Origin of the sequence: Micromonospora sp. KC606 (assembly GCF_004348675.1) — a bacterium.
Lineage (GTDB): Bacteria > Actinomycetota > Actinomycetes > Mycobacteriales > Micromonosporaceae > Micromonospora.
Genome location: NZ_SMKN01000280.1, coordinates 1 through 6,408, shown reverse-complemented (window position 1 = coordinate 6,408; position 6,408 = coordinate 1). Strand labels below are relative to the sequence as shown.

4 protein-coding genes are annotated in these 6,408 nt (G+C 71.0%); 2 read left to right on the top strand and 2 right to left on the bottom strand.

Going from position 1 to position 6,408, the window contains the following annotated elements; genetic code table 11:
• The first annotated feature begins 886 nt into the window (after window positions 1–886).
• Entirely contained in the window at window positions 887–3,784 is a 2,898-nt protein-coding gene (locus E1193_RS29110; RefSeq protein ID WP_207922912.1) for a glycoside hydrolase family 48 protein, read from the top strand.
• Window positions 3,785–4,068: 284 nt separating this feature from the next.
• On the opposite strand, the gene E1193_RS29105 is transcribed toward E1193_RS29110, so the two are convergent.
• Window positions 4,069–4,788: a DUF3159 domain-containing protein gene (locus E1193_RS29105; RefSeq protein WP_132186370.1), complete on the bottom strand. Its 720-nt coding sequence runs from the start codon at window positions 4,786–4,788 to the stop codon at window positions 4,069–4,071.
• Window positions 4,789–4,871: 83 nt separating this feature from the next.
• Between E1193_RS29105 and E1193_RS29100 the strand changes: the two genes are divergently transcribed.
• On the top strand, window positions 4,872–5,759 hold the full coding sequence (locus E1193_RS29100; RefSeq protein WP_132186369.1) for a phosphatase PAP2 family protein: 888 nt from the start codon (window positions 4,872–4,874) through the stop codon (window positions 5,757–5,759).
• A gap of 3 nt (window positions 5,760–5,762) precedes the next feature.
• Here the strand turns inward: E1193_RS29100 and E1193_RS29095 are convergent, their stop codons facing one another.
• A complete protein-coding gene (locus E1193_RS29095; protein WP_132186368.1) occupies window positions 5,763–6,215 on the bottom strand; it encodes a YbhB/YbcL family Raf kinase inhibitor-like protein in 453 nt (150 codons plus the stop codon).
• Window positions 6,216–6,408 lie beyond the last annotated feature (193 nt).

The following is a 6,408-nucleotide window of genomic DNA, read 5'->3' as shown; positions in this document are numbered from 1 at the left end:
GGATGCATCGACATGGCAGTTCTCCTCACGGTGCGGGGCCACCCGACGGCCGGGAGCGCTCCCACAGCGGGCGCGCGACGGTCCGGCCGTCTTCTCGGGCGGACTGCCAGCCTAGAGCGGCCGAACCTGCGCCGGTGGCCGGGGATGGGGTGTGGCGGGGTCGCGGGTCGGACGGTCGACCCGACCGTGTGCCGACAGCGAGCGAGGCCGGCCGGGTGGCGCGCACGCCTGTCCCGTCGGCCTCTTTTCCCCTCGACTGCGGGGGTCTAGTGTGGGGACGGGGGAGGGCAACCCCCGTCCCCACTGTGTTACATACACGCACGGATGGACTTGGCTGTTCGGTCGTGCGTGTCGCGCGGGAGCCGGGCCACGCGAGTGGCTCTGGTGTTTACCTCCCTCCTCGAGTCGGTGGGTGACGGCTGACGGCGGTGTCCGGGCTGGCCCGTCGTCAGCCCCTCGGGCTGTACACCGCGATGCGGTGATCGCGGTCGATCCAACTGTTTGCATCTACGTCGATGGAAGCGCTCCCATCGGCGATGTTGCGACTGTAACGCCCGTCACCGTTTTGTGAAAGCCCCTAAACGAAATCGAAACAAAATTCCGTGTTTGACCTGCGGTGTTGTCGTGGGAGCGCTTCCATGGCACACTGCCATTCAATCGCGACGCGGAGCCAGCTCGCGCAAGCGTGGGTCGCCGAGGGCATCCGGTTCTCCGGACGGCACCCAAGGAGACGGCACCCTGCCCCCGGGCAGCACAGGCCGATCCCGACCGACCACCATCCCGGGCGCCTCCATCCCCCCGCGACCCCTGCTCGCGTGGAGGTGCCTCGCCGGCGGCCCACCCTGGCTCCGGCCCGGTCCGAGGAGATACCGCGCACATGAGACTCATGGCAAGACGTCGCCGGACGGCGATGCTCGCCGCCGCCACCCTCGCCGTCGCTGGGGTGACCCTGCCCGCGGGTGCGGCGCACGCCGCCCCGGCCTGCGACGTGACCTACGCGACCAACGACTGGGGCAACGGCTTCACCGCCAATGTCACCATCAAGAACCTGGGCGACGCCGTCAACGGCTGGACGCTCAAGTGGAACTTCCCGAACAGCAGCCAGCGGATGACGTACGGCTGGTCGGCGAAGTGGAGCCAGAGCGGCAGTGAGGTGACCGCGACCAACGAGGCGTGGAACGGCAACCTCGGCACCGGCGCCTCCACCACGATCGGCTTCCAGGGCACCTACAGCGGCAGCAACCCGAAGCCCGCCACGTTCACGCTCAACGGCGTCACCTGCAACGGCGCCCCCGTCAACCGGCCGCCGACGGTGAGTCTGAGTGTGCCGCCCGGCCCGTTCGAGGCGCCGGCGGACGTGCCGCTGACCGCCACCGCCACCGACCCGGACGGGACGATCAGCGAGGTCGAGTTCTACCGCAACGGTCTGCTGGTCAACACCGACACCACCGCGCCGTACGGCTACACCCTGGAGGACCTGCCGGCGGGCAGCTACACCGTGCAGGCCATGGCGTACGACAACGCCGGGGCCAGCGCGGTCGCCGAGCGCGCGTTCACCGTCACCCCCGCCAGGGGTCCGGTCCTGGTGGCCACCCCGTCCTCGGTCAGCGTCACCGAGGGTGGCAGCACCACCTTCAACCTGAAGCCCAGTGCGGCCCCCACCGGCAACGTCCCGGTGACCCTGACCCGCACCGGGGACACCGACATCACCGTCTCGCCGGCCACCGTCACGTTGACCCCGGCCAACTGGAACACCGGCGTCACCGTCACGGTCGCGGCGGCGGAGGACTCCGACACGGTCGGCGGCACCGCCACCATCACCGCCACGGCCACCGGCTACCCCCCGCTCGCCATCACCGCGACCGAGATCGACAACGACACCCCCGGTGGCGACAACGCGTACATCAAGCGCTTCCTCGACCAGTACGGCAAGATCAAGAATTCCGGGTACTTCAGCCCGGAGGGCGTGCCGTACCACTCGGTCGAGACGCTGATCGTCGAGGCGCCCGACCACGGCCACGAGACCACCTCGGAGGCGTTCAGCTTCTGGCTCTGGCTGGAGGCCAACTACGGCCGGGTCACCCAGAACTGGGCGCCGTTCAACAACTCCTGGACGGTGATGGAGAAGTACATCATCCCGTCCTCGGCCGATCAGCCCACCGCCGGCGCCGCGGGCACCCCGCAGTACGCCGCCGAGCACCCGCTGCCCAACCAGTACCCGTCGCAGCTCGACGCGAACGTCCCGGTCGGGCAGGATCCGCTGCGTGGCGAACTGCAGTCCACCTACGGCACCGGGGAAATCTACGGTATGCACTGGCTGCTGGACGTCGACAACGTCTACGGCTTCGGTCGTTGCGGTGACGGCACCACCCGGCCGGCGTACATCAACACCTTCCAGCGGGGCACCCAGGAGTCGGTCTGGGAGACCGTGCCGCAGCCGTCCTGCGACACCTTCAAGCACGGCGGCCAGAACGGCTACCTCGACCTGTTCATCAAGGAGTCGAACGCCCCCGCCAAGCAGTGGAAGTACACCAACGCCCCGGATGCCGACGCCCGCGCCGTGCAGGCCGCGTACTGGGCGCTGACCTGGGCCAAGGCCCAGGGCAAGCAGGCCGACGTGGCGGCGACCGTCGCCAAGGCCGCCAAGATGGGTGACTACCTGCGCTACGCGATGTTCGACAAGTACTTCAAGAAGATCGGCAACTGCGTCGGTGCCACGACCTGCCCGGCCGGCACCGGCCGGGACTCCGCCCACTACCTGATGTCCTGGTACTACGCCTGGGGCGGCGCGTACGAGGCCGGCCAGAACTGGTCGTGGCGGATCGGCTCCAGCCACAACCACTTCGGCTACCAGAACCCGTTCGCGGCCTGGGCGCTGACCAACGTCAACGAGCTCAAGCCGAAGTCGCCGACCGCTACCAGTGACTGGCAGAAGAGCCTCGACCGGCAGCTGGAGTTCTACACCTGGCTCCAGTCCGCCGAGGGCGGCATCGCCGGTGGCGCCACCAACAGCTGGGACGGCAGCTACGCCCGGCCGCCGGCCGGCACCGCCACCTTCTACGGCATGTTCTACGACGTCGACCCGGTCTACAACGACCCGCCGTCGAACCAGTGGTTCGGCATGCAGGCCTGGTCGATGCAGCGGATCGCCGAGCTCTACCTGGAAACCGGCAACGCCAAGGCCAAGGCGCTGCTGGACAAGTGGGTGCCGTGGGCCATCGCCAACACCACGCTGGGCGCCAACTGGTCCATCCCGTCGGACATGAGATGGACCGGCCAGCCCAACAACTGGAACCCCACCAACCCGCAGCCCAACACCAACCTGCACGTCGAGGTGACGGTGAAGGGCCAGGACGTCGGGGTTGCCGCGGCCTACGCCCGCACCCTGATCGCGTACGCGGCCAAGTCGGGCAACGTGGCGGCGAAGAACACCGCCAAGGGCCTGCTGGACGCGCTGCACGCGGCCAGCGACGCCAAGGGCGTCTCGATGCCGGAGAAGCGCGGCGACTACCAGCGCTTCGACGACGTCTACAACGCCGCCACCGGTGACGGCCTCTACGTCCCGCCGGGCTGGACCGGAAAGATGCCCAACGGCGACACCATCGCCGCCGGCAAGAGCTTCCTGGACATCCGGTCGTTCTACAAGAACGACCCCGACTGGCCGAAGATCGAGGCATACCTCAAGGGCGGAGCCGAGCCGACCTTCAACTACCACCGGTTCTGGGCGCAGGCCGACGTCGCCATGGCGTACGCCGACTACGGCAACCTGTTCCCGAACGGGTGATCTGACCCTTCCGGGTGGGTGGCGCGGCGCCACCCACCCGGAGGCCGACCGGGCCCGGGGGAGCGGACCGCCCGGTCGGCGGGCGGCCTGATTCCCACGGTCAGGCCGGGGGTGGGTCGACCATCCGGTCGACGCAGCGGATCGCGAGGCCCACCCCACCGCTCGCCTTCCGTGCCGTCGTGGAGCCGCCGCGAAAAAAGACGTCGTCGTGGGATCACACGACGCCACTCGACGGAGTACCGTGTTTCTCGGAGAGGCCGCTCCCCCCGTGGCGGCCTCTCCCTTTACGTTCCGGTCCCTTTGCGTTCCGGGCCCGGGCAGGAGTCCGCCGGCGGCACCGGGTGCCGCAACCCCGGGTGACCGGCCGGCAGCGACCGCCGGATCACCAGCCAGCTCACGGTCAGCGCCGCGGCCACCAGCGGCCAGCTCAGCGCCGCCCGGGCCACGGTCAGCGCGACCACCTGGCTGCCCAGGTACAGCGGCAGGAACACCGCGACCCGCACCGCGTACGTCGCCGCCCACACCCAGCTGCCCCGCGCGTACGCCCGCAGCAGCACCCGGTCCCGACGCCACCGCCCCCGCTGCCGCAGCACCACCCCGACCAGCACCCCGAGCAGCGGCCAGCGCACCACGATGCTGACCACCCACACCAGCGTGCTGGCCGCGTTGGAGAAGAGCTGCACCAGGAAGAAATCGACCGCCCGCCCGGTGCGCAGGGCGATCAGCGCGGCGAGGCAGACCGCGAGCAATCCGACCAGCACCGACCGGGGCCGGTCCCCGCGGCGCAGCCGCCAGAGCGCCACCGCCGAACTGGCCAGCACGGCCGCCACCACCCCGCCGGCGACGGACCGGCCGGTCAACAGCCAGCCGAGCGTGAACGCCACCGGCGGAACGGTGGCGTCCACCGCGCCGCGGCGCCCGCCGAGCAGATCCGCCAGCGACTCCGGCCGGTCCGCGGTGGGCCGCTCCTGCTCCGACCGCTCCTGCTCCGACGTGCTGTCCACCCGCACCTCCCGTGGTCCGGCACCACGGTAGCCGGGGCGCGCCGGTGGTCCCCCGAGCGACCTGCCGGGCGGACCGCTACGGTGTGCGGGTGCGAGCGACGGCAAGGGGCGGGACGGCGGTCTGGTTGGTCGTGGTGGCGCTGGCCCAGGCGGTCGCATTCGCCCTGCTCTGGCGGTTGACGGTGCACACCGGCACCGGCCAGTGGCTCGACACGGTCGCGTTGACCGGCAACCGGATCGGCCAGCAGCGTATCGAGGGCCTGGTCGACCGGGTCCTCAATGCGATGTCGGTCTTCTCCCTGCTGGTCGCCACCGTGGTGATCGGTTTCATCGCGCTGATCCGGGGCCGCAAGACGCTGGCCCTCGGAGCCACCCTGCTCATCGCCGGCGCCAACGTCACCACCCAACTGCTCAAGCACGGGCTCGACCGGCCCGCGCTCGGCATCGACCCACAGCGGGACGCGGTCGGCAACAGCCTGCCCAGTGGGCACGCCACCGTCGCCGCGTCGGTGGCGCTGGCGCTGCTCCTGGTTCTGCCGCCCAGGGTGCGCGCGCTCGGGGCGTGCCTCGGCGGCGCGTACGCGGCCGTCGCCGGTGTGGCCACCCTCTCCGCCGGCTGGCACCGGCCCAGCGACGCGGTGGCCGCCTTCCTGATCGCCGGGGTCTGGGCGGCGCTGGCCGGGTTACTGCTGCTGGTGTTCCAGCGGGAGCAGGCACAGGTCGCCAGGGCTGACGCACATGGCCTCGCCGCCGCGGTGCTGGGGCTCGGCGGCCTGGCCGCCGTCGTGGCCTCCGGGCTGGCCGTGTCCTCGCTGCTCGACCAGCAGCAGATCGCCGTCGACGAGCTGACCCGGCGGACCCTGTTCATCGGGTACGCGGGCAGCGCCGCCGGCATCGCCGGGACAATGGGCGTGGTGACCTCGCTGGTGCTGCTTGCGGTGCACCGGTTGGTGCCGCGCCACAAGGGCTGACGATCAGCGCCGGAACGTGCCCACCATGGTCCCGCTGGCCAGCTCACGGCCGGCGAGCGCGGCGTGCACGTCCGCGGCCTGCGGCGAGTCGGCCAGGTCCAGCGGGCGTTGCAGCGCGTACAGCCGGAAGAAGTACCGGTGCGCCTCCGCGCCCTGCGGCGGGTGCGGTCCGCCCCAGCCGACTGTGCCGAAGCCGTTCGGCCACTCCCGGCCACCCTCGGGCACCGCGCCTTCGGCGACCCCGCCGGAGGTCGGCGAGATGCCGGTGACGAGCCAGTGCAGGAACGGACTACGGCCGGCGTCCGGATCCTCCACCAGCAGCAGTAGTTCGGTCGCCCGCTCCGGCACGTCAAACCACTGCAACGGCGGCGAGACGTTCCCGCCGTCCCGGGCGAACCGCCCCGGCAACTGGTCGTGGTCGGTGAACGCGGTGCTGCGCAACATGATGCCGGCCATCTATCGCCCGCCCCCTCTCGTCGGCCCGGCGCGTACCCGCCGGTGGGGCCGTGAAACCGCGTGAGAGGGTACGCCGAAGGAGAGGAGCCGGCGGTGGAGACGGTACGGGCAGCGTTCCGGGACGAGTGCGTCCGGTTGGACGGCATCCTGGTCACGGTGGACGAGGCGGACCTCGACCGCCCCACCCGTTGCC